At 66.8% G+C, this 22581-nt stretch carries 18 protein-coding genes; 7 read left to right on the top strand and 11 right to left on the bottom strand.

All coding sequences use genetic code 11. The features are described 5' to 3' along the window. Positions 1-209, bottom strand: a 209-nt coding sequence (locus QZX93_RS06395; RefSeq protein WP_295394448.1) for a hypothetical protein, incomplete at its 3' end; no start/stop codon positions are given. A 373-nt stretch (positions 210-582) separates the two neighbouring features. Between QZX93_RS06395 and QZX93_RS06390 the strand changes: the two genes are divergently transcribed. Continuing rightward, on the top strand, positions 583-3105 hold the full coding sequence (locus QZX93_RS06390) for a sulfatase-like hydrolase/transferase (protein WP_295387144.1): 2523 nt from the start codon (positions 583-585) through the stop codon (positions 3103-3105). A 498-nt stretch (positions 3106-3603) separates the two neighbouring features. Here QZX93_RS06390 and QZX93_RS06385 read toward each other — a convergent pair whose 3' ends face one another. The 4 genes from QZX93_RS06385 to modA all read right to left on the bottom strand — a co-directional run bounded on the left by QZX93_RS06385 (position 3604) and on the right by modA (position 6779). Next, positions 3604-4089, bottom strand: coding sequence for a DUF29 domain-containing protein (locus QZX93_RS06385; RefSeq protein ID WP_295387139.1), 486 nt, complete (start codon positions 4087-4089; stop codon positions 3604-3606). 87 nt (positions 4090-4176) lie between these two features. Then, a complete protein-coding gene (gene modC / locus QZX93_RS06380) occupies positions 4177-5253 on the bottom strand; it encodes a molybdenum ABC transporter ATP-binding protein (protein WP_295387133.1) in 1077 nt (358 codons plus the stop codon). 17 nt (positions 5254-5270) lie between these two features. Next, positions 5271-5948, bottom strand: a complete 678-nt coding sequence (gene modB, locus QZX93_RS06375; protein WP_295387128.1) for a molybdate ABC transporter permease subunit — start codon at positions 5946-5948, stop codon at positions 5271-5273. A 78-nt stretch (positions 5949-6026) separates the two neighbouring features. Then, positions 6027-6779: a molybdate ABC transporter substrate-binding protein gene (gene modA / locus QZX93_RS06370; RefSeq protein WP_295387125.1), complete on the bottom strand. Its 753-nt coding sequence runs from the start codon at positions 6777-6779 to the stop codon at positions 6027-6029. A 236-nt stretch (positions 6780-7015) separates the two neighbouring features. Between modA and QZX93_RS06365 the strand changes: the two genes are divergently transcribed. Beyond that, complete coding sequence (locus tag QZX93_RS06365) at positions 7016-7444, top strand: TOBE domain-containing protein (RefSeq protein ID WP_295387122.1); 429 nt, start codon at positions 7016-7018, stop codon at positions 7442-7444. Positions 7445-7660: 216 nt separating this feature from the next. On the opposite strand, the gene QZX93_RS06360 is transcribed toward QZX93_RS06365, so the two are convergent. Next, entirely contained in the window at positions 7661-8224 is a 564-nt protein-coding gene (locus QZX93_RS06360) for a nitrogen fixation protein NifQ (RefSeq protein ID WP_295387118.1), read from the bottom strand. 494 nt (positions 8225-8718) lie between these two features. Continuing rightward, positions 8719-9534, bottom strand: coding sequence for a TOBE domain-containing protein (locus QZX93_RS06355; protein WP_295387109.1), 816 nt, complete (start codon positions 9532-9534; stop codon positions 8719-8721). Between the two features lie 204 nt (positions 9535-9738). Here QZX93_RS06355 and QZX93_RS06350 point away from each other — a divergent pair, with 204 nt between their 5' ends. Continuing rightward, positions 9739-10209, top strand: coding sequence for a rhodanese-like domain-containing protein (locus tag QZX93_RS06350; protein ID WP_295387101.1), 471 nt, complete (start codon positions 9739-9741; stop codon positions 10207-10209). Positions 10210-10391: 182 nt separating this feature from the next. Here QZX93_RS06350 and QZX93_RS06345 read toward each other — a convergent pair whose 3' ends face one another. Together QZX93_RS06345 and prlC are read right to left on the bottom strand one after the other, a co-directional pair. Further along, positions 10392-11219 (bottom strand): hypothetical protein, encoded by an 828-nt coding sequence (locus QZX93_RS06345; protein ID WP_295394445.1) that lies wholly within the window; start codon positions 11217-11219, stop codon positions 10392-10394. Between the two features lie 91 nt (positions 11220-11310). Beyond that, positions 11311-13341, bottom strand: a complete 2031-nt coding sequence (prlC, locus tag QZX93_RS06340) for an oligopeptidase A (RefSeq protein WP_295387088.1) — start codon at positions 13339-13341, stop codon at positions 11311-11313. A gap of 230 nt (positions 13342-13571) precedes the next feature. Between prlC and QZX93_RS06335 the strand changes: the two genes are divergently transcribed. Together QZX93_RS06335 and QZX93_RS06330 are read left to right on the top strand one after the other, a co-directional pair. Continuing rightward, positions 13572-14339, top strand: coding sequence for a molybdopterin-binding protein (locus QZX93_RS06335; protein ID WP_295387081.1), 768 nt, complete (start codon positions 13572-13574; stop codon positions 14337-14339). Between the two features lie 492 nt (positions 14340-14831). After that, positions 14832-15809, top strand: coding sequence for a hypothetical protein (locus QZX93_RS06330; RefSeq protein ID WP_295393142.1), 978 nt, complete (start codon positions 14832-14834; stop codon positions 15807-15809). Positions 15810-15898: 89 nt separating this feature from the next. Here QZX93_RS06330 and QZX93_RS06325 read toward each other — a convergent pair whose 3' ends face one another. Together QZX93_RS06325 and QZX93_RS06320 are read right to left on the bottom strand one after the other, a co-directional pair. Continuing rightward, on the bottom strand, positions 15899-16327 hold the full coding sequence (locus QZX93_RS06325) for a PIN domain-containing protein (protein WP_295393141.1): 429 nt from the start codon (positions 16325-16327) through the stop codon (positions 15899-15901). Beyond that, on the bottom strand, positions 16324-16593 hold the full coding sequence (locus tag QZX93_RS06320; RefSeq protein WP_295393140.1) for an AbrB/MazE/SpoVT family DNA-binding domain-containing protein: 270 nt from the start codon (positions 16591-16593) through the stop codon (positions 16324-16326). Before QZX93_RS06320 ends, QZX93_RS06325 begins: the two co-directional genes overlap by 4 nt. Before the next feature lie 30 nt (positions 16594-16623). Here QZX93_RS06320 and QZX93_RS06315 point away from each other — a divergent pair, with 30 nt between their 5' ends. Both QZX93_RS06315 and QZX93_RS06310 read left to right on the top strand, forming a co-directional pair. After that, positions 16624-18423, top strand: coding sequence for a hypothetical protein (locus QZX93_RS06315; protein WP_295393139.1), 1800 nt, complete (start codon positions 16624-16626; stop codon positions 18421-18423). Continuing rightward, positions 18416-22564, top strand: a complete 4149-nt coding sequence (locus QZX93_RS06310) for a DEAD/DEAH box helicase (RefSeq protein ID WP_295393138.1) — start codon at positions 18416-18418, stop codon at positions 22562-22564. Before QZX93_RS06315 ends, QZX93_RS06310 begins: the two co-directional genes overlap by 8 nt. Positions 22565-22581: the final 17 nt, after the last annotated feature.

Raw genomic sequence — 22581 nt, 5'->3', positions numbered from 1 at the left:
GCCCCAGTTGGCACCGCGGCTAAAACCGGCGCAGCGCCCTGGAGCGAATCAATAACCGCATCGATAACAGCTTCGGCTTCGAGCGGCATTTCATCCGCGGCCTGGCGAAGATGCAGACCCGGGTCGGCTTGGCCCTGGCGGTCATGATGGCCATGGCGCTGGGACACGTCAAAGACGGTCGCATCGAGCAGATGCGCTCGCTGGTCCATCCCATCCCCGCGACCGGGTAATCTCAACGTCCGCCGCGTCCGCTCAGGCCGCCCGCGCGTCGCCTGCGGGCGTGACTGTCCGCGGGAAGGAGTTGTTGAGAGCCGTTCTCAACTGGGAGCCGTAGCGACCCGAGGTCGGCCGCGTCCGCCACACCACGCCCGCGCTTCAGGCCCGCCTCATCCCGCCCTAACCTCGCGGCGCCGGCCAAGAACGTCGCAGCGCAAACGGCTCAATAACAAGCAACCGTGCGGGGGGCTTGCCCATAATCGGACGTTCAGGCGCCGCCTGCGGTTCGCCTGACCGACGACTCTGCCCCCGCGCCACACGGCGCCCCCGTTTTCGACCAAACTCAACGCATTCAGGAGGGCTTTCATGATCCCGAAACCAATACGTGGGGCCATCGCGGGCCTCCTGGCCGCGGCGAGCCTGGTCTGCGCGCCCGCCGGTGCGGTGGAAACCACCGGCGTGCCGGGCTCGCCCGGCGCCACCACGACCATCAGCGGCAAACAACTGCCAGCGCCCGATCCCAAGTTCGGCGGCGTCATCAAGGACGACGCACTGCAATCCAAGCCTTGGTGGGCGCCGCGCGTGGTGCCGCCCAAGGGCGCGCCCAACGTACTCCTGATCATCACCGACGACGCCGGTTTCGGCGTGCCCAGCACCTTCGGCGGCGTCATCCCGACACCCACGATGGACCGCATCGCCAACGAGGGCCTGCGCTACAACCGCATGTTCTCCACCGCGCTGTGCTCGCCGACCCGGGCCGCCCTGATCACCGGGCGCAATCACCACTCGGCCGGCTTCGGCGTGGTCTCGGAGCAGTCCACGGGATTTCCCGGCTACAACAGCATCATCGCTAAGGACAAGGCCACCATCGGGCGCATGCTGCTGGACAACGGCTATGCCACCTCCTGGTTCGGCAAGGACCACAACACACCGGCCTTCGCGGCCAGCCAGGTTGGACCCTTCGACCAGTGGCCGACCTGCATGGGCTTCGAATACTTCTACGGCTTCGTCGGCGGCGACGCCAACCAGTGGCAGCCGAACCTGTTCCGCAACACCACCCAGATCTATCCCTTCGAGGGCAAGGCGCCCGGCACCTGGAACCTGGTCACCGCGATGGCCGACGATGCGATCGACTACATGACGCGCATCCACCAGACCGACCCGAAAAAGCCGATCTTCATCAAATACGCCCCCGGCGCCACCCATGCGCCGCACCACCCCACCAAGGAGTGGGTGGATAAGATCAGTGCGATGCACCTGTTCGACGATGGCTATGAGAAGCTGCGCGAGCGCATCTTCGCCAACCAGAAGCGGCTCGGCGTGGTCCCGCAGGACGCCCAGTTGACGCCCTGGCCGGCCGAGGTCCTGAAGCCTTGGGATCAACTCACCGCGGACGCGAAGAAGCTCTTCATCCGCCAGGTGGAGGTCTTTGCCGCCTTCGCCGCCTATAACGATCACGAGATCGGGCGGGTGATCCAGGCCTTCCAGGACTTGGGCAAGCTCGACAACACGCTGGTCATCTACATCAACGGCGACAACGGCACCAGCGCCGAGGGCGGGCCGCTCGGCACGCCCAACGAGGTCGCGTGGTTCAACGGCGTGAACATGATGCCGGTGGAGCAGCAGCTGAAGTTTTACGACGTCTGGGGCACCGAGGAGACCTACAACCATATGTCGGCCGGCTGGTCCTGGGCCTTCGACACGCCCTTCGACTGGTTCAAGCAGAACGCCTCACGGCTCGGCGGCGTCAACCAGAACATGGTCGTGTCCTGGCCGAACCGCATCAAGGACAAGGGCGCCCTGCGCGAGCAGTTCGTCCATGTGATCGACGTGGTCCCCACCATCCTGGAAGCGGCCGGCATCGCCGCGCCCGAGGTCGTCGACGGCATCAAGCAAGCGCCGATCGAAGGCACGAGCTTTGCTTACACCTTCGATGCCGCCAACGCCAAGGAACCGTCGCGCCACCGCACCCAGTATTTCGAGATGATGGGCCAGTGGGCCCTGTATCACGACGGCTGGCTGCTCAGCACCAAGGTCAATCGCGCGCCCTGGGAGGCCTTCGGTCCGGCCAATACTGACCCGTTGAACAACCAAGTGTTTCAGCTCTACGACCTGAACAAGGATTTCAGCCAGACCGCGGACATCGCCGCCAAGCACCCGGAGAAGGTCAAGGAACTGAAGGGCATGTTCGTCGCGGAGGCGAAGAAGCACCAGGTCTTCCCGCTCGATGCCTCGGTGGCCGCCCGGATCGTGGCCCCGCGCCCGAACATCACCGCCGGGCGTTCTGAGTTCGTCTACACGCGGCCCATGACCGGCCTGCCCCAGGGCGACTCGCCGTCGCTGCTCAACACCTCTTACACCATCACCGCCGACGTGGAGGTGCCCGCAGGCGGCGCCGAGGGCATGATTCTGACCTCGGGCGGGCGTTTTGCCGGCTACGGCTTCTACCTGCTCCAGGGCAAGCCGGTGTTTCTGTGGAACCTGGTCGACCTGGAGCGGATCAAGTGGGAGGGTCCGGACGCGCTGACCCCCGGTCCCCACAACATTGAGTTCGACTTCCAGTACGAGGGCCTGGGCGCCGGCACCCTGGCGCTCAACAACTTCAGCGGCGTCGGCCGACCCGGTACCGGAACGCTCAAGGTCGACGGCAAGGCGGTCGATACCAAGCAGATGGAGAAGACGCTGCCGATGATCCTGCAATGGGACGAGTCATTCGACATCGGCTCCGACACCCTGACCGGCGTGAATGACGCGGACTACCGGCCGCCCTTCGCGCTGACGGCCAAGCTCGACCGGCTGACGATCAAGGTTGACCGTCCGCAGCTTACGCCTGCGGACATCGAGAAGATCAAGGAGGCGGACGCCAAGGCGGCGGCGGCCAGGGAATAACCCGGCACGGCCCGCGGGTCGCCCACGACTGGGCGGCCCCGCGGCTATCAGCCGCAACCTCACCGAACGATCCCGGAGAAACAGATGAAACCGATCTTGTGCGGCTGGTTCGGGTACTCTAATCACGCACACCGCACGACCTTTACGGCCATTGACGGCTTTGTGCGGCGACGCCTTACGGGCGCTGCTGCACCGCCAGGAGAAACGCCCCGGCGCGGGGCAGTGTGCGGCCGACCACCGCCGGTGGAACGATGCCTTCTTCGCTACGCGCGGCTACGCGCGGGCTGTTCGCGCTGTCACCAGCCCACGCCGCGGCGAGTCAATCCCGATGAGGAACCACCAACTGGAGAGCCGTGTGCGGGAAAACCGCACGCACGGTTCGGCGGGAGCGGCGGCGCAAGCCGTCCCTGCCCCTATCGGCGTAGGAGCGGCCCCCAGGCCGCGACGGGTAGCGCAAGGCCATGATCGAGGCCCGGTGGCTGGTGCCGTATGGGTCGATTATTTGGCCCCTGGTGTGGGCCGCACCGGATAATAGTCTTCGTCGAGGATCTCAGTTGTGCTGTATGGGCAGGCGGCGGGAAAGGTCTCGCCGGGCAGTTGGGTCTCCTTGCACGCCAGCGTGACGGCGTCGGCATAGGCCTCGGCAATCGTCTCCAATAGGATTCTTTGCAGACCGGGGGTGTTTTTCAGTCGCTTGCCGATTCGGTCGCGCTGTTCGATGATCGTGGAACGCCAACTGCGGCCGTCAAATTCCTGCCATTTTGCCGTCAACAGCGGCAGTTGGTATTCCCATTTCAGGAGGTGGGCGAGCAGGATCGTCAGGCGGTTTTCCAATTCGCGTTGATCGCTCTTGCCCATGTCGTCAAGCTCTTCGAGGAGGTGCGCGACATCCAGCGCCTCATAGTGACCGCTGCGCATCAGCTCGGCGTTGCGGTGCGCCCAAGCGGAATAATCGGTGTGGTATAGGGTGCTGAGTTCAGTCATGGCAGCAACGACAGGGGAGGGAATCCAACCGGGTGTGCCGGAGTATCCGACCCGCTGGCCATCGCGTCAAGACGCTGGCCGTTTGACTCACAGCACCGCCACCGCCTTAATCTGAATCCACACCGCCAGCGCAGGTGCGAGTCCCAGGTGGTCGGCGGAGCGGTGGGTGACACGGGCGATCACGGTCGCGGCACCCGCGTCCGTGCCCACTTGGAGTCGCACCAGGGCGAGCGCCGGGTGGCTGTCCTCGCCCAGGGCGACCACCTTGGCCTGCAAGCTGTTGACGATGCTGGTGCCTTCCGCGTGAGTCAGTGAAATACTTACATCCCGCGCCAGTATGCGGACCCGCACCGGGTGATCGATTGCGGCCCCGGTGTCGCGTACCCAGAGGCTGGCGCCGGCGCACTCGACCCGCAGCAGGTGCCAGCGCGCGTCGCGCTCGGCGATCCGCCCCTCCAAGACCACCCCGGCGTCCTCGCCCAGGCGGATCGGCAGATCGAGCCGGGCCAGAGTTTCTTGCAGGGGGCCGCTGGCGAGCACGCGGCCGGCGTCCATCACCACCAGGTGGTCCGCGAGGCGCGCCACCTCGTCCGGGGCGTGGCTGACATAGAGCACCGGGATCGAGAGTGTGTCGTGCAGTCGCTCCAGATAGGGCAGGATCTCCTGTTTGCGCTGATGGTCAAGGGCGGCCAGCGGCTCGTCCATCAACAGGATGCGCGGATTGACCGCCAGCGCGCGGGCGATCCCCACCCGCTGGCGCTCGCCGCCGGAGAGCCGGTCGGGTTTGCGCCCGAGCAGGGGGCCGATGCCCAGCAGTTCCACCGCCTGCTCCAGGCCGGTGCGGCTCCCGGCCGCGCGCCGCTGGCCGAAGCGCAGGTTGCCCTGGACCGTGAGGTGGGGGAACAGGCTGGCCTCCTGAAAGACATAGCCCAGCGGGCGACGGTGGGTCGGCACCCAGGTGTGCGCGTCCTGCCAGACCTCGCCCTGGAAGGAGACCCGCCCCTCGCGCGGGCGCTCCAGACCGGCGATGCAGCGCAGCAAGGTGGTCTTGCCGGAACCCGAGTGCCCGAACAGGGCCGTGACCCCGCGCCCCGGCAGGCGCTCGTCCACGTCCAGGGTGAAGCCGGGCCACTCCAGGTGGAGGCGTGCGGTGATCGAATCCATGGTAGCTCAGGGGTGGCTCAGGTGTTCTTGGGGTTCGGGCGCCACAGGTAGAGCGCCAGCAGGACCAGAAAGGAGAAGATCAACAGGATCGCGGCCAGGCGATGGGCGTCGCTATACTCCATCGCCTCGACATGGTCATAGATCTGCACCGAGGCCACCCGGGTTACCCCGGGGATGTTGCCGCCGATCATCAGCACCACGCCGAACTCACCCACCGTGTGGGCGAAGGTGAGTATACCGGCGGTGAGAAATCCGGGCGCGGCCAAGGGCAGGGCGACGCTGAAGAAGGCATCCAGGGGCGAGGCGCGCAGCGTGGCGGCCACCTCCAGTGGGCGATCGCCGATCGCCTCGAAGGCGTTTTGCACCGGCTGCACCATGAAAGGGAGGGAATAAAAGACCGAGGCCACCACCAGGCCCCAGAAGGTGAAGGGCAAGAGCCCCAGGCCCAGCGCCTGGGTTAACTGGCCGACCGGCCCGTGCGGCCCCATCGCGACCAACAGATAGAAGCCGAGCACCGACGGCGGCAACACCAGCGGCAGCGCGACCACGGCACCGATCGGACCCTTCCAGCGCGAGCGGGTACGCGCCAGCCACCAGGCAACGGGCGTGCCCAGAAACAAGAGGATCGTCGTGACCACAGTCGCCAGCCGCAGGGTGAGCCAGATGGATTGCAGATCGCTGTCACTGAGCGGCATGGTCTCGTCTCAGGTGTTGTGGGAGCGACGCCCCGGGCAAGACCGGTCGCGGCGGGACGCCGCTCCCACGGGGATAGCTCAGATCTGGTAGCCGTAGGCTTGGATGATGGCCTGGGCCTGTTTGCCCTTGAGGTACGCCATCAGCGCGGCGACCGCCGGGTTGTCCTTGCCCTTCGTCAACACCACGGCATCCTGGCGGATCGACTTATGTAGCTTGCCCGGCACGATCCAGGCCGAACCGTCGGCGATTTTGCCGTCCTTCATGACCTGGGACAGGGCCACGAAGCCCAACTGCGCGTTGCCGGTGCTGACGAACTGGAAGGCCTGGGCGATATTCTCCCCGGTCACGAACTTGGGACTCACTTGATCCAGCAGTTTGAGCCCAGTCAACACCTGCATCGCCGCGGCACCATAGGGCGCGGTCTTGGGGTTGGCGATGGCGAGCTTCTCGAATGTTCCCTTCGCCAACACCTTCCCCTGGTCGTCGACGAATCCCGGCTTGGTCGACCACAGCACCAGGGTCCCAATGGCGTAGGTGAACTGGGTCCCCTTGACCGCCAGCCCCTGGGCGACGAGCTTGGTTGGGGTCGCATCGTCGGCCGCCAGCAGTGCCTCGAAGGGCGCGCCGTTGGCGATCTGGGCGTAGAACTTGCCGGTCGCTCCATAGGCTGCCTGAACCTTATGGCCGGTCTCTTTTTCAAAGGCTGCGGCAATTTCTTTCATGGGCGCGGTGAAGTTGGCGGCGACGGCCACCTGGACCTCATCGGCACGCGCGCCGACGACGGCGGCGACGAGGGCGAAGGCAAAAGACAACTTAACGAGTGGTTTCATGGCTTGGATTCGATGAGTGATAGGCTGACCAGGGTGCCGACGAGAGTGACATTGACCCCCTCTCTCTATATAGCGCAAAATATAGCGCGCAGCGCTATTTAACAAGCAAAGCCTGGGCCACGTCAACCCGGCGCTATAGTTGAGTCTAGCGTCCGCTGGGGTTTACACTGTGCGGGTTGTGGCGGCCCAGTCGGGCCGAGTCCACGGAATCCGCTCTCAGTTAAACGAGGTTTCTCATGAAAATCAGCGCACGCAACCAGTATTCCGGCACCGTCTCGGCCATCAAGGTCGGTGCAGTCAACAGCGAGGTCGATGTGACCCTGCCGGGCGGCCAGAAAATCGTCGCCATGGTGACCAACGAAAGCGCCAATGCGCTGAATTTGAAGGTCGGTGGGGATGTCATGGCGCTGATCAAGGCGTCCTCGGTGATGGTCATGACCGATGCCACCGGCATGCGGATCAGCGCCCGTAACTGCCTGGAGGGCACCATCAAGTCATTGACGATGGGGCCGGTGAATGTCGAGGTGACGATTGCCCTGGGGGGCGGTAGCGAGGTCCAGGCCACCATCACCCATGAGGCGGCGGCCGAGCTGGGCCTCAAGGAGGGTGGGGCGGCTACCGCGGTATTCAAGGCGCTTACGGTGATTTTGGGCGTGGCGGTCTGATCGCGTTATTCGCACCAAGATATAGCGCAGGTTTGGCCCGCGGATCGGTCGCGCCCAACATGGGTGCGTCGCGGTCTGCGGGCCGGCGCGTTGCCGTGAAAGTCGCGCCGGGAGCGCGGTCCAATTCTCCCTCCCCTATTGGGGGAGGGTGGGGAGGGGGAACGGCCAAGGCGCCCGCCACTTTCATCTTTCGGGGTGGTGCGGGCGCCATGGCCGTTAGATGTGGTCGTCCGTGTGCGAGAAGCAGGCGCGGTAGTCCACGCACTGCTCACAGTGCGGCGACTTGCAGATGGGCACGTCGGCCCGCTCGCACAGTTTGCGGTAGAAAAACTTCTTCCATTTCATGTCCCCCGAGTTGAGCGTAGCGAGCCCGGGGAACTGGTGTGTCATCAGCGCGGAAAGCAACGCGCGATTGGGCAGCCCCATGTCCTGCCATAGGTGGTTGTCGCGCAGCGCCGCTGAGGCGACCGCGTGGCTCAACCAGGTGAGCGCCTCGCTGGGCTCGCGACGAAACTCCAGCAGGAGTTCCAAGAGGTCCGCCAACTCGTCCGCCAGTGCCGGGTCGGCGGCGGTCTCGTCGTTGACCAGGCCAGCACCGGGAAAATAGGCGTCCAGGAGCCTCTGGAAGTCGGCCGCGGGGAGTCCGCGGATCAGTGGGCGCTGACCGACCGCCAGTGCCTGACCGATGACACAGGCAAAGGCCAGGGTCAGCTCGTCGGCCGGGTCGCGGGCGGTCGCCAGCAAGCTCGCTTGGTCGTGTATCCGGGGGGGCGTGGTCATCGCGGCATTTGCTCAATCAGCTCGGTTTCGCCCTGGGCACACAGGTGGCTGAGGGGCCAGGCTGGGCAGGTTCGATCATTCGTGGCGTCCTCAGAGGGGGTTGGTCGGTTGGTGGTTCAGTGTCGCGCCGTTATTTAAGCAAACCGGATGCCAATGATATTTGATGTAAAAATGACTCGATCAACCTACATCCCGAAGTTGCTCACGCCAAGACGCCAAGAAACATCAAGGGCATCTGGACAGCATCCGAATCACCCGGCGGGTGAGTCGCCAAGCGGGGATAACGCGTTGAAAAACCTTGCCGAGCTTGGCGTCTCGGCGTGAGAACTGGTCTTTCCTAGGTTAAATAGTCGCTTGGAGTTTTCTTTAGCTGCCTTTGGGCGGGCATTTTGTCGCCGTCGGTGGGTCGGGCGGGGTGTGACTGTAGGGTTTCCCACGTTGGCCTTGCTCAATCGCGATCGTCATCCCGCGGCGTGGCCCGGGCGCGCTGGCCGTTAGTCGTCCACGCCGACGATGACCCCGACGGTGGGGAATACGGCGCACGCCGGGGTCTGCTCGGCGATGGCGAGCCGCTCCAGCAGTTCGGTGCTGATGACCCCGCACACGCTAAGCCCCGCGGGCAGGGCGATCACGACCTCGGCCGAGCCCTCGCCGCGGGTGATGCGTTGCACCTCACCGCACAGTGTGTTGGTCCCCGGTGTGGCGGCCGGCGGGTCGCGGGCGATGCCGACGGCGACCGCCTTGACCAGGGCCCAGACGGTGCGGCCCGGGCGCAGGCTCAACTGTTCGACGCTCTCGTTGGTGACCCCGGCGGCGATGCGTTGGCCGCCCTGGACCTCAATGGTGACCTCGGCGTCGACGGTGCGGGCGCTGACCGCGACGATCCGACCGATGAACTGGTTGCGGGCGCTGGTGCGCCGGGCGAGCCGCCGCAACAGGCCGAGCGCCGCGCCGGGGTCGCCCATGGCGGCGTTGATCCCGTCGAGAAAACGCTGGTATTCGGCGGCGATGGTCCGGTAGGCGGCGATCAGGCGGCGGCCCTCGTCGGTGAGCCGGGCGCCGCCGCCGCCACGCCCGCCGACGGCGGACTCGACCAGCGGAGAAGGGGCCAGGTTGTTGATGGCGTCCACCGCGTCCCAGGCCGCCTTATAGCTGACCTTGAGCGCCTTGGCCGCCTGGGTGATGGAGCCCCGCTCGCCGATCTGCTCCAGGAGCGCGATGCGCTGCTCGCCGAGAAAGGCGACATCGTCCATATCGAGCCAGAACTGGCCGGCGACATGCAGTGGCTTGGCTTTGGGGGGGCTCGGCATCGCGTTGATTGAGTCGTTGGTCGGTCGCGGTTTCGCGGATAAGACAGGATCGCAGAGATCCGCGGCCCCTGGCAATCGGCCGACGGCCGCCGACGGCGCTCACCTGGGCCTGGGGCAGGGGCTGGTTGGGGGTGTTATCCTATGGCAAACGCCCCGGGCGACTGCCCGGTGCCTACCAATCACGGTCAGAGGTTCAGCGGCTGCATGAAAAATTTTCTCGAACTGGTCAGGGGTTGCCTGCAAGAAGTCCCGGAGATCATGCCCTGGGACCTGGCGGAGCGGCGGCAAGAGAACCCGGACCTGATGATCGTGGATGTGCGCGAGCCGGATGAATTTTCCGCCATGCATATCGCCGGCTCGCTGAACTGCCCCCGCGGGATACTGGAGTCCGCCTGCGAGTGGGACTATGAGGAGACCGTCCCCGAGCTGGTGCGGGCGCGCGGCCGCGAAGTGGTGGTGGTCTGTCGCTCCGGTTATCGCAGCGTCCTGGCTGGCAGCTCGTTGATGACTCTGGGATTTACCAATGTCGCCTCGCTGCGCACCGGACTGCGCGGCTGGAAGGACGACGAGCAGCCCTTGGTGGATGACCGCGGGGCCGCCGTGGACCTGGACCTGGCCGACGTCTATTTCACGCCGCGACTGCGGCCCGAACAGATGCGTCCCCGCGATCAGTGAACCTAAATCCGGTCATTGCTCACGCCAAGGCGCCAAGCTCGCCAAGAAATGCAGTTGCGTAGCTGAAGTCATCAGAATGCCCGCCGGGTCAATCGCTCAACGGCGATACCTGACTGCCAGACCTTGGCGCGCTTGGCGCCTTGGCGTGACAATTATTCCTTCTGCGGTCACTAGGCGCGGGGCTATTTCGCCTCGACCTTAAAGCCGATCAGTTTCCAGGCGTCGCCCTCACGGATTAACCGCTGCTCGAAATAGACTTGGCTGGGCTTGGTGGGGTAGTAGCCGGTCAGCAGCAAGACCCCGTCTTTATCGATCGTACCGTCGGACGATAAGATCGGGTCAAAGCCATCGAGTACCGTCCAATCGGCGCCGGACTCGGTGAGCGGCTTAAAGGCCTCGTCGAGTTGAACGCTCGTGACCTGTTCCCGCCACAGCTTTGATACTGAGTCACGGAAGTGTTCCATGCTCTTCTTTTCCGCGGAAACGGTGAAGTCGTGCATTGACTGCTTGACCAGGGCGAGCGCGCCGCCCTGTTCCTGAACGGGGGGCGAGGAGGCACTGAAATTGACCGCGGCGGCCTGTTCCGGAGGAGCGTTGGGGGCGGCGTTTGCCGTCTGTAGCCCGGCCGCCGGTTTGCCGAGTTCGAAGATCTTCCAGGTGTCGCCTTCCTTTACGAAGGTCAATTTAATCGGTAGCGTGCCGCCGGTATCTGTCGTAATGGTGCCCTCCAGCTCCCCGCGGCCACCGCTCATTTGCCGGTTCGACCAACTGGTCGCTTTGAAGCGGGTGAGCGCACTCTGGTCGAGGAAGGCCTTCAGGGCCTGCTCGTCCGTGCGTGCCTTGAAACCCTCGGCCAGGTAAGTACGCGCCTTGGTCATGTCGTCTTGCCTGACCGCGGTAAAGAACCCATCCGCGGTATCGACCATCCCCGCGGTCAGATAGAACACACCGCCGATTGCGACACCAATCACAGCAACCACGCCCAGCACCACCTTCACCCAAGTTTTCATCGGTCATTTCTCCATCGTTCATGGCGCCTAACGCTGTAGGCTGTTGGTTTCACAATCGCGTAGGCTGGGCCGAGCGGGAACGAGGCCCAGCCTACGCGATGCCCGAATGCCGCAACAGCGCGTCCGTGGTCGGCTCGCGCCCGCGGAAATCGACATAGAGTGCCATGGCGTCCCGGGAGCCGCCTTGCTCCAGGATATTCTCTTTGAAGGCCCGTCCAGCGGCCGCGTCGAAGACCCCGCGCTCCTCGAACAGCGAGAAGGCGTCCGCCGATAGGACCTCCGCCCATTTGTAGCTGTAATACCCGGCGGCATAGCCCCCGGCGAAGATGTGCGAGAAGCTATGGGCGAAGCGATTGAAGGCGGGTGGCCGCACCACGGCGATCCGGTCGCGTATCTCCTCGATGAGCTCGTAGATACGCCCGCCGCGGGCTGGATCGTATTCCAGATGCAGACGGAAGTCGAACAGTGAGAATTCGAGTTGCCGCAGCATCTGCATCGCCGACTGGAAGTTCTTGGCCGCCAGCATGCGCCCATAGAGGTCCGCCGGGAGTGGCTCGCCGGTCTCCCAGTGGGCGGCGAAGAGGTCGAGTGATTCACGCTCCCAGCACCAGTTTTCCATGAACTGGCTGGGCAGCTCCACCGCGTCCCAGGCGACACCGTTGATCCCGGCCACCGCCGGATAGTCCACCCGGGTGAGCAGGTGGTGCAGCCCATGGCCGAACTCGTGGAACAGGGTCTCTACCTCGCCGTGGGTCAGGAGCGAGGGCTGGTCCCCGATCGGCGGGCTGAAATTGCACACCAGATAGGCGACCGGGATCTGGTCATAACGAGCCGTGTGCAGCCGGTTGGTGCAGACATCCATCCAGGCCCCGCCGCGCTTGTTGGGACGGGCGAAGGGGTCGAGAAAGAACTGGCCGCGCAGTTGGCCGGTCGCCGCATCGCGCAGCTCGAAGAAGGACACGTCCGGGTGATAGGTCGCGAACCCCTCGACCTGGGTAATGCTCACCCCGAAGAGTCGTTCAGCCACCCCGAAGAGCCCGGTCAAGACCCGCGAGACTGGGAAATAGGGCCGCAACTCCTCCTGGCTGATCTGGTAGCGGTGCAGGCGGAGCTTCTCGGCGTAGTAACCTAGATCCCAGGGCTCCAGGTGCTCCTGGCCGTGGTGCTCGAGGGCGAAGGCGCGCAATTGCTCCAACTCGTTGCGCGCCTGGGCGAGCGAGCGCTCGGCCAGGTCGTTCAGGAAGGCCAGCACCTGTTGCGGCGAGTTCGCCATCTTGGTGGCCAGTGAGCGTTCGGCGAAATTGGCGAAGCCCAGGAGCTGGGCCAGCTCGTGCTTGAGCGCCAGGATGCGCTCCATGCACTCGCCGTTATCCCACTGACCGGCATGCGGGCCCTGGTCGGAGGCGCGGGTGCTGAACGCCTGGTAGAGCTCGAAGCGCAGCGCCCGGTCGTCCGCGTAGGTCATCACCGGGATATAGGAGGGCATGTCAAGCGTCAGGAGCCAGCCCTCGAGGTCGCGTTGTTGCGCGCTCTGGCGGGCCAGGCCCAGGGCGGATTCGGGTAGCCCCGCGAGCTGCTCCGGCGCCGTGACCAGCTTGCTCCAGGCGTTGGTGGCGTCGAGCAGGTTCTCGGCGTACTTGCTGGTGAGCTGGGACAGCTCCTGGCTGATCGCCTTGTAGCGGGCCTTCTTGTCCGCGGGCAGGTCGACGCCGGAGAGGTGGAAGTCGCGCAGCGCGTTGTCCAACAGCTTGCGCTGGACCGGGTCCAGGTGCTCCTGCGCGGCGACCGTCCGATAGCCGCGGAACAGGTCCTCGTTCTGGCCGACCTCGGTGCCGTAGTCGCTGAGCTTGGGTAGGCAGGCGTTGAAGGCGGCGCGCAACGCGTCGCTGTTCATCACCCCGTTCAGGTGCCCGACCGGCGACCAGGTGCGGTTCAGGGTGTCGTCCATCTCCTCCAGCGGCTCGATGAAATTCTCCCAGGTGGGTATCTCGATCGTCCCGGTGAGCCGCGCGATCTCGGCCCGGCAGGCGGCAATCCGTGCGTCCAGCGCGGGTTCGACATGTTCCGGGAGGATCTGGGTGAAGGCGGGGAGACCCGTCAGGTCGAGGAGCGGATTGGACATGAAACTACCTGGGTTATGTGCGTGAATCGATGCCGGCGCCACTGGCACCGTCTTTGGTGCATGAATGGCGGCGGCGGGTAGGGTCTTCAATGGCCGGCCCCGGCGCGGATACTCACCCGGGCGGCCTGGGGCGCGGTCGTCGTGGTAAAGTTGGCGCCGACGACGAGCGGCGGGATGCCGGCCTTCCCCGGCTCGTTACCCATCGCCTAAAAGGGGAGTTCGCGCGACCAATGGCACAGCAATCAGGCAGCACCGCCGGACCCTGCGGCTTCGGCCTCATCGTCATCGGCGACGAGGTGTTGAACGGTCCCCGCACCGACGCCCACCTGCCGTTCTTCAAGACGCTGCTGCTGGCGCGGGGTCACACGCTCGCCTGGCACTGGGTCTTGCCGGACGACCCCGCGGTCTTGACCGAGCATCTGCGCTATTCGTTCAGCCGGGTGGAGCCGGTGTTCGTCTGCGGCGGGATCGGCGCTACCCCGGACGACTATACCCGCGCTTGCGCTGCGGCGGCGGCCGGCGTGGCGCTGGTGCGTCACCCGCAGGGGCGGGCGCTGATCGAGGAGCGGTTCGGCGAGTCCGCCTATCCGCATCGGATCCTGATGGCCGACCTGCCCGCGGGCGCCGACCTGGTCTTCAATCCATACAACCAGATTCCTGGCTTCTGCCTGGGCACACACTGGTTCCTGCCCGGCTTCCCGGAAATGGCCTGGCCCATGGCCGAATGGGTGCTGGAGCAGCGCTTCGGTACCGCCGAGCCCCTGCGCGAGGCCGCGCTGGAGGTCCTGAGCCTGGCGGAGAGCGAGTTGATCCCCTTGATGGATGAGCTCGGTGAGCGTTTCCCCGACCTCAAGCTGTTCAGCCTGCCGCATCTCGGCCCCGCTGCCCACATCCTGCTCGGTGCGCGCGGGCGTTGCGACCTGGGTCCGTTCATGGAGGCACTACGCGCCGGGCTCACCCGCGGGTCCATGGCCTTCCGGGAGCGCACCGTCGCGTAGGAGCGCCCCCGGGCCGCGACGCGTTTGAGCGAACCAACCCTCCGACGACGACGGTGAGCGCCGCCTGTTCTGGCTGGTGGATCGGCACTGCACGCCGGATTCTCAGTGCATGGCCGGCACGCCCCTCGCGAGCGACTCCCGGTCTCTGCCGACGGGCAAATCGGCGCTCGGGAACTGGCCGGGCATCCTAATGAGGTGGACGATGGGGCTCGCGCCTGGGTCGTGATTGCGATTCTTCGGGCACCGCGACTGTCGGCCACCCGTCGCGGCCTGGGGGCCGCTCCTACGCCGGGTAGGAGCGGCCCCCAGGCCGCGACCAGGTTGACCGCGAAGTCGCGGCGGGGGATCATCGTTGCGATCTATTCGCTGGCAGCCACCGGCTGCCTTGGTGGCCTGACTCGCCGCGCAATGCGATCCGCAGCCCGCGCGTGCCGGTTGCGGCGCGGCAATACACGCCGCCGCCCGACACAACACAAGAACTGCCAGTCAACCATGAGCACCCTCACCCCCCGTCGAGCGTCGCAGACCTGCGGCGAGGACCCCAAGGCATTGGGGGCATTGCGGGTCGCAGTCATCGACCTCGGCACCAACTCGGTAAAGTTCCACCTCGGCGAGCGCGACGCGGACGGCCGCTGGCAGTGCGTGCAGGATCGCGCGCAGGCCACCCGCCTGGGCGATGGCCTGCGCGAGACCGGCATGATCGCCCCCGCCGCCTGGGAGCGCACCATTGCCGTCGTGTGCGCCATGGCGGCGGATGCGCGCGCGGCCGGGGCGGCGCAGATCGTCGCAGTGGGGACCATGGGCCTGCGCACGGCCAAGAACAGCGCGGCCTTCATTGCCGCCGTGCAGGCACAGTGCGGGGTGTCGATCGAGGTGATCGAGGGGGCGGAGGAGGCGCGGCTGGCCTATCTGGCGGTCCAGACCGGGGTCGGCCTGCCGGATGGCGCGGTGACGGTCTTCGACACCGGCGGCGGCAGTACCCAGGTCACCGTCGGGCGGGCGGGGCAGGTGCTTGAGCGTTTCAGCCTGGACCTGGGGGCGGTGCGCGTGACCGAGCAGTTCGGGTTGGGCGTGCCGGTGGGGCGCGAGGAACTGGATAAGGCCCTGGCCGCCATCGCCCGCGAACTGGCCCGGCTCGACTCGGTGGCACCGCCGGACGCCTTGGTGGGTCTGGGCGGGGCGGTCACCAACCTGGCGTCGGTGAGTCTCGGCATGACCCAGTATGATCCCAACCGCATCCAGGGGGCCATCCTCACCCGCGCCGAGCTCGGGCGCCAGATCGCGCTCTATGCCGGGCTCGATGGGGCCGGCCGGGCCGCCATCCCGGGCATGCAACCGGGGCGCGCGGATATCATCCTGGCCGGCGCCTTGATCGTGTCGACCCTGCTCGACAAACTCGGACAGGAGCGCCTGACGGTCAGCGACCGAGGGTTGCGGCATGGGGTGCTCATTGACCGGTTTTCCGCTTGAGGCGGAAAACCGCTCAATATTAGTAAGAACAATCGACTTCGCCGCGCGTTTTTCGGGGTAGGGAGGGTTGAGCTAGAAAGCTGCCGAATTTAGGGTCGTGGCGGACCGGAGTCGGCGGCGAAGGGGGTGCGGATCAGCAGTCGCCCATCGATGATTTGGCCGTCCTGAAAGTCCTCCGACCACAGGGTGCTGCAGCCGGCATCCAGGGCGCTGGCGGCGATCGTGGCGTCGTAGACCGGGAGTCCATGGCGTTCGGCAAGCCGCAGACCCAGATCGTGGACCTCGACCGTCAAGGGGCGCACCGAGCACAGTGCGCGCACGGCTGAGAGGATGTCCCGGACCTCGGCCCAATCGCAGCCCAGCTTTCGCCGTGCCACGCTGACGAACTCGTTGCATACCTGCACGCTGATCGACCCGCCGGACGCGAGCAGCGCCTCGGCCCGGTTCGCCTTGGCCGCGTCCTCGCTCAACAGGTAGAGGATGACGTTGGTGTCGAAAAAGTCTGTTTCGGCACTCACCCGCGGCCCTCATGGGCGTCCAGCCGGTCGAACCGGAAATCGGCCGGCAGCCGTCCGCGATAGGCACGTAGCCGCTCCAGCAGGTCAGTCGGGGTGGGTTTGCGCTGAACCTCGAAGCGGCGCTCGGCGGCCACGACGATTTCGATGTCGTCGCCCTCCTTGAGTGCCAGGGTGTCGATCACCGCCGCGGGTAGACGCACGGCGAGGCTGTTGCCCCATTTGGAGACTTGCATGGACTTGAACCCCAGGGTGATATACTGAGGCATGATTGTATATCCGGTTGCGCTTTTGTACCAATGAACCTGCAGCAAACACTCGACATCCTGAACGCGAACGACATCAAGCAACTGCGCAAGTTGACCCCGATCGCCGACCGCTCCACGCGCAAGGCTGACATGGTCGCGGCGCTCGCTCGGTATCTGTTGTCAGGCGATCTCAGTGTGGTCTGGGAGCGGTTGTCTGAGCTGGAGATTCAGGCCATCGCCGAGGCGGTCCATTGCTGGGACGGGGACTTCGACGCGGTCCGCTTTCGGGCCAAGTATGGGGCGGTCCCCCGCCATTTCCAGTCGCGCTCCTGGTCCTCGACCGCTTATGGCCACGATCCCGTACCGCCCAGCGTCCTGCCCCTTTTCTTCTATCATGGCGAGGTCCCGGAAGACCTGCGCCCGCGGCTGGCCGCGCTCGCCCCAGCCCCCGCGGATCGGCCCATCGCCACCCTGTCCGATACGCAGTTGCCCGCCACCCTGAAGAACGCGGGCGCGGCCGAACCGCTGCGGCGGATCGCCACCGAGGCCCTGGTGCGCAACGACCTGCCGGCGGTGCTGCGCCTCATCGGGCAGGGCGGCATCACGGTCGGGGCCAAGACCGGGTTGCCGGGTAGTGCGGCGGTGGTGCGGCTCGAGTCGGTCCTGCTCGGCGGCGATTGGTATGGGGCACAGGACGATCAGGGTGCCGAGCGCTGGGCTGGTGGGCCGATCCGCCCGATCCGCCCCTTTGCCTGGCCGCTGCTGCTCCAGTCCGGGGGGCTGGTGAAGCAGGAGGGCGGCAAGCTCAGCCTGACCGCCCGGGGCAACAAGGCCCTGTCGCGCCCCATCGAGGAGACCGTCGCCCAACTGTTTGAGCGTTGGCAGCGCAAGGGTGCCCCGGACGAGCTGCGCCGCATCGATCTGATCAAGGGCCAAACCGCCAAGGGCGTGCGCTTGAGCCCGGTGGCCGAACGCCGCCAGGTGATCGCCGCGGCGCTGCGCGACTGCCCGGCGGGCCGGTGGATCGACATTGACGAGTTTTTCCGCGAGATGCGCTCCCGTGGCCACGTCTTCGCGGTGAGCGAGAACCCGTGGGGCCTGTATCTCTGCGATCCCCAATACGGCAGCCTGGGGAGCAACGGGGGGTTCGAGGTCCTGGAGGCGCGCTATTGCCTGGTCTATCTGTTCGAGTATCTGGCCACCCTCGGCATGATCGATGTCGCCTACACCCTGCCTTACCATGCGCGGGGTGACTATAGCGGCGCCTGGGGCACCGACGACTTTCTGTTCCTGAGCCGTTACGACGGGTTGCGGTATCTGCGTATCAATCCGCTCGGCGCCTTTTGTCTGGGGCTCGCCACCGAGTACCGCGCGGTGATTGAGGCGCGTCGGCCCCTGTTCGCGATCGGCGCGGACCTGGGGCTCAACCTGTTGCGCGAGCCGGAGCCCGGTGAACGGCTGCTGTTGGAGCGGATTGCCAAGCCGGTGTCGGGCGAGTTGTGGCGCCTGGACCCGGACGCCGTGCTGAACCAGAGTGCGCAGGCCGACGAGCGCGCCCGGATCGGAGCGTTTATCGAGTCCGCCGCGGACGCGGCCTTGCCGCCGGCAGTTAGCCAACTGCTGGCGACCGTTGAGGAGCGCGCCACGGCCCTGGTCGATGCCGGTCCCGCCCGCCTGATCCAATGCCGCGACCCGGCCACCGCGGCGTTGCTCGCGTCCGACCCGGTCACCGCGCCCCATTGTGCCCGTGCCGGGGAGCGGCTGCTGTGTGTGCCCGAGCCCAAGTTGACGGCCTTCCGCAAGGGGCTCGCCAAGCTTGGCCTAATACTACCGGAGACTGTCCGTGGATGATCTGCAAACGCGCTATGCGGCCTTGAATACCGACGAGCGGCGCATCCTGCGCGTGCTGTCGGTGGTCTGCGAGCCGGTCGCTCAGACCCTCTTCCAGTTGGTCCTGGATGCCCTGGGTTGGCGCGACCAGGGCGGCGCCCCGCTCTCCCGACTGATGGTCAAGCCGTTGCGCGAGCGACTCCTCGCCGGTGGTTTCATCGAGCAGCGCCAAAACAACCTGACCTGTCACCCGGACCTGCTCGAGCCGCTGACCCGCGAGAGCGTGGCCGATGGGACCTTTCCCGCCATCGCCACGGCGGCCGAGTCCGTCATCTCCACCAAGACGATCCATCATTGGGAGCAGCCCAGCGAGGGGCGCCGTTTGCGCATACTGCGCGTGGCACTCTATGCCGGGGAGGAGCAAAAGGTACTGCAATTCCTTGGCCTTGCTGCCAAGGTCGCCGTGAGCCAGGTCCGCTACGCCCAGGTGGACCTGCTGGCCCGCGTCTGCACCCGCTCGGTCGATCCCGTCTGGCTGGCGGGGCTGCCGCCCCGGCTGCTGATCCTGGGCCTGTGCCCGCTCCTGCGCGAGGCGGCCATGGACCTGGTGGCTGACCCCGCGACCTATGCGCTGGCCGAGCGGCTCCTGTCCCCCTTGGCCGCCGCCCATCCGGACGCCGCCGACGCCCTGGTCGAGCAGCGGCTGTTGCGCGGCAGGGTCGCCGAGGTGCCAGCGCTGCTCGCTGGGCGCGGCGACCCCGCGGTCCTCACTATGCATGGCTGGCGCTTGTTCATGCAGGGTGACTATGCCAAGGCCATCGAGAGCTTCGAGACCGCTGAACTCGGCGTCCGCAAGCTCACCCGCAAGCGCAATGTCTATACCCCGGGCATTCCGGGTGTGCTGTACCTGATCGCCCTGCTGCGCCGCAGCGGGCGGGGCGACTTTGAACTGGTCCAGAAGCAGGTGGCCCTCTGCCTGCGCGCCAGTGTCACCGACCCGGTCGTCCATGCCTATCGGGTGCTCGGCGACCTGGCAGCGGTCCTGGCCGGACAGTTGCGCCTGGAGGCGAGCGTCTGGCTGCGCAGCGAACTGGGCGCGCGCAGCGCCTTTGCGCTGTTGTTTCAGGCCCTGGCGCTGCGCTGGCTCGACCAGCGCCTGGGGGCGGACGCACAGCAGGCCCTGGCGGTTTGGGCGGGCAAGGCGGCCGCCGCCGGATTGGACTGGTATGCCCACGAGGCCACGGCGGTGCTGCGGGCCGGCGGTTTCAACGGCAAGCTCCCAGCGCTCGGGGAGCCGCCGGTCGGTCTGGTCCCGATGACCGATCTGCTCACACCCAAACCGGCCTGGGAGATTGCACTGGAGGCCCTCAAGGGGCTCGGCGAGCAGCCGGCCGCGGGCGAGACCGGTGCCGATGCCGCGGTGGGGTCGGACCAGCGCATGGCCTGGCTGTTCACCCTGTACGCGGGCCTGGCGACCCTGGAGCCCCGGGAGCAGAAGCGCATGAAGCGCGGCGGCTGGACGCTGGGCCGTCCGGTGTCGCTTGCGCGGCTGGCCGATGAGACGGACAGCTTCCCCTATCTGACGGCGCAGGACCGGGCGATCTGCGCCTGTATCGTGCGCGAGCGCGAGCAGAGCTGGTATCACGGGACGGAGCGGACCCTCTATCGGATGGACCAAGACCGCGCCTTGCTGGCCGCCGTCGGCCACCCGGTGGTGTTGCGCCGCGCAAGCGAGGCCCCGGTGGTGTTGGTCCACAGCGGCCCGACCCTGGCCGCGGTGCGCCAACGCAAGGACATCCGGGTGAGCATCGAGCCCTTTCCGCCCGAGGACCGCACGATCCTCCCGGTGGAGGAGACGCCGCAGCGCATCCGCTTGGTCGAGTTCGACGCCCGACATCGGCAGATTGCCCACATCCTGGGTGCCGCCGGGCTGCTGGTCCCCAAGGGCGGCGAGGCGCGGCTGCTGGAGGGGTTGACCGCGGTGGCGCCGATGCTGACGGTCCACTCCGACATCGGCGGTGCTGCCGGCACGGCCGAGACGGTCCCCGCCGATCCCCGCCCGCACCTGCACCTGAGCCCCGCCGACGGTGGTTTGAGCCTGGATCTGTATGTACACCCCTTCGGCGAGGACGGGCCCGAGCTGCGCCCGGGCCAGGGCGGCGCGACCCTGTTCATCGAGCGCGCCGGGCATGCCGTGCGCTGCACCCGCGACCTGAAGGACGAACTGGCCGCGGCCGCGACGGTGCCGACGCGTTGTCCGGAGCTGGCCGGGAGCGAGGATTGGAGCTGGCACCTGGACGACCCGGAGTTGGCCTTGAGCGCGCTGGAGCAGGTCCACGCGCTGGGCGATTCGGTGGTGCTGGACTGGCCGCAGGGCAAACGCATCGCGCTGAGCGCCGAGGCCCAGGTGGGGCAGATGCGCGTCGCCATGAAAAAACAGGGTGATTGGCTCGCCATCAGCGGCGGGCTGACGCTGTCCGACGGTCGGGTGCTGGCCATGCGCGAGCTGCTGGAGTTGGCGGCGGCGTCCCGCGGCCGGTTCGTGCGGCTGGGCGAGGACGATTTTCTGGTCCTGAGTCAGGCGCTGCGCCGCCGCCTCGACGGCCTGCGGGGACTCACCGACGCCGGTCGTTTCCATCCCTTGGCGGCCCCGGCCATCGCCGAGCTGGTCGACGGCATGGCGGTGGAGAAGGCGCCCGTCTGGAAGGCCCTGCTGGCGCGCCTGGAGGCCATGCGCGACCTGGAGCCGGTGCTGCCCTCGACCCTCCAGGCGGAGCTGCGCGACTACCAGGCGGAGGGTTACCGTTGGCTCGCCCGGCTGGCCTTCTGGGGCGCCGGGGCCTGTCTGGCGGACGACATGGGCCTGGGCAAGACCGTCCAGGCCCTCGCTCTGATCCTGTCGCGGGCGCCCCAAGGCCCGACCCTGGTGCTGGCGCCGATGTCGGTCTGTGCCAACTGGGTCGAGGAGGCGCGGCGCTTTGCCCCGACGCTGCGGCCCCAGCGTTTCGGCCCCGGGGATCGCGCCGCGGTGTTGCAGGACGCCGGTCCCTTTGATCTCATTGTGTGCAGCTACGGGCTCTTGCAGACCGAGGCCGAGGGTCTGGCGGGGGTGCAGTGGGAGACCATCGTCGCCGACGAGGCCCAAGCGTTCAAGAACGCCCTGACCAAGCGCTCCCAGGCCATCATGCGCCTGTCCGCCGGCTTCCGCATGATCGCCACCGGCACCCCGATCGAGAACCACCTGGGCGAGATCTGGAACCTGTTCCAGTTCATCAACCCGGGGCTACTCGGGTCACTGGAGGCCTTCAACCGGCGTTTCGCCAACCCGATCGAGTTGAACAAGGATCAGGGCGCCCGGGCGCGCCTGCGCCAATTGCTGCGTCCCTTCATCCTGCGCCGGTTGAAAAGCGAGGTCTTATGCGAACTGCCGCCGCGCACCGAGATCACCTTGCAGATCGAGTTGAGCGAGGGCGAACAGGCGCTCTATGAGGCCACGCGCCGGCAGGCCCTCGCGCGGCTCGCCGAGAACCCGGAGACCAATCCCGGCCAGCAGCGGATGCAACTGCTGGCGGAGATCATGCGGCTGCGCCGCGCCTGCTGCCATCCGCAACTGGCCCTGCCCGGCAGCGACCTGCCCAGCGCGAAGCTGGATACCTTCGCCGAGATCGTCGAGGAACTGTTGGAGAACCGGCACAAGGCCTTGGTGTTCAGCCAGTTCGTCGATCACCTGCGGCTGATTCGCGCGCACCTGGACGCCCGCCGTATCCGCTATCAATACCTGGACGGCTCCACCCCCGAGGCCCAGCGCCGCGCCGCCGTCGCCGCCTTCCAGGCGGGGGAGGGCGATCTGTTCCTGATCAGCCTGCGCGCCGGCGGGGTCGGGCTCAACCTCACCGCCGCCGACTATGTGATCCACATGGACCCCTGGTGGAACCCGGCGGTCGAGGACCAGGCCAGCGACCGAGCGCATCGTATCGGTCAGGAGCGCCCGGTGACCGTCTACCGGCTGGTGGCCAAGGACACCATCGAGGAGCAGATCCTCAAGCTCCATGCCGCCAAGCGCGACCTGGCCGACGGCCTGCTTGAAGGCGCCGGCGACGGCGGGCGGTTGAGCTATGCGGACATGCTGGCGCTGGTGCGGGGGGCGGATGGCCCTGCGTGATGTGGGAGCGGCTTCAG

Source organism: uncultured Thiodictyon sp., assembly GCF_903946935.1.
Taxonomy (GTDB): Bacteria; Pseudomonadota; Gammaproteobacteria; order Chromatiales; family Chromatiaceae; genus Thiodictyon.
The sequence above is the reverse complement of the archived record's forward strand: the minus strand, read 5'-3'. Positions and strand labels throughout refer to the sequence as shown.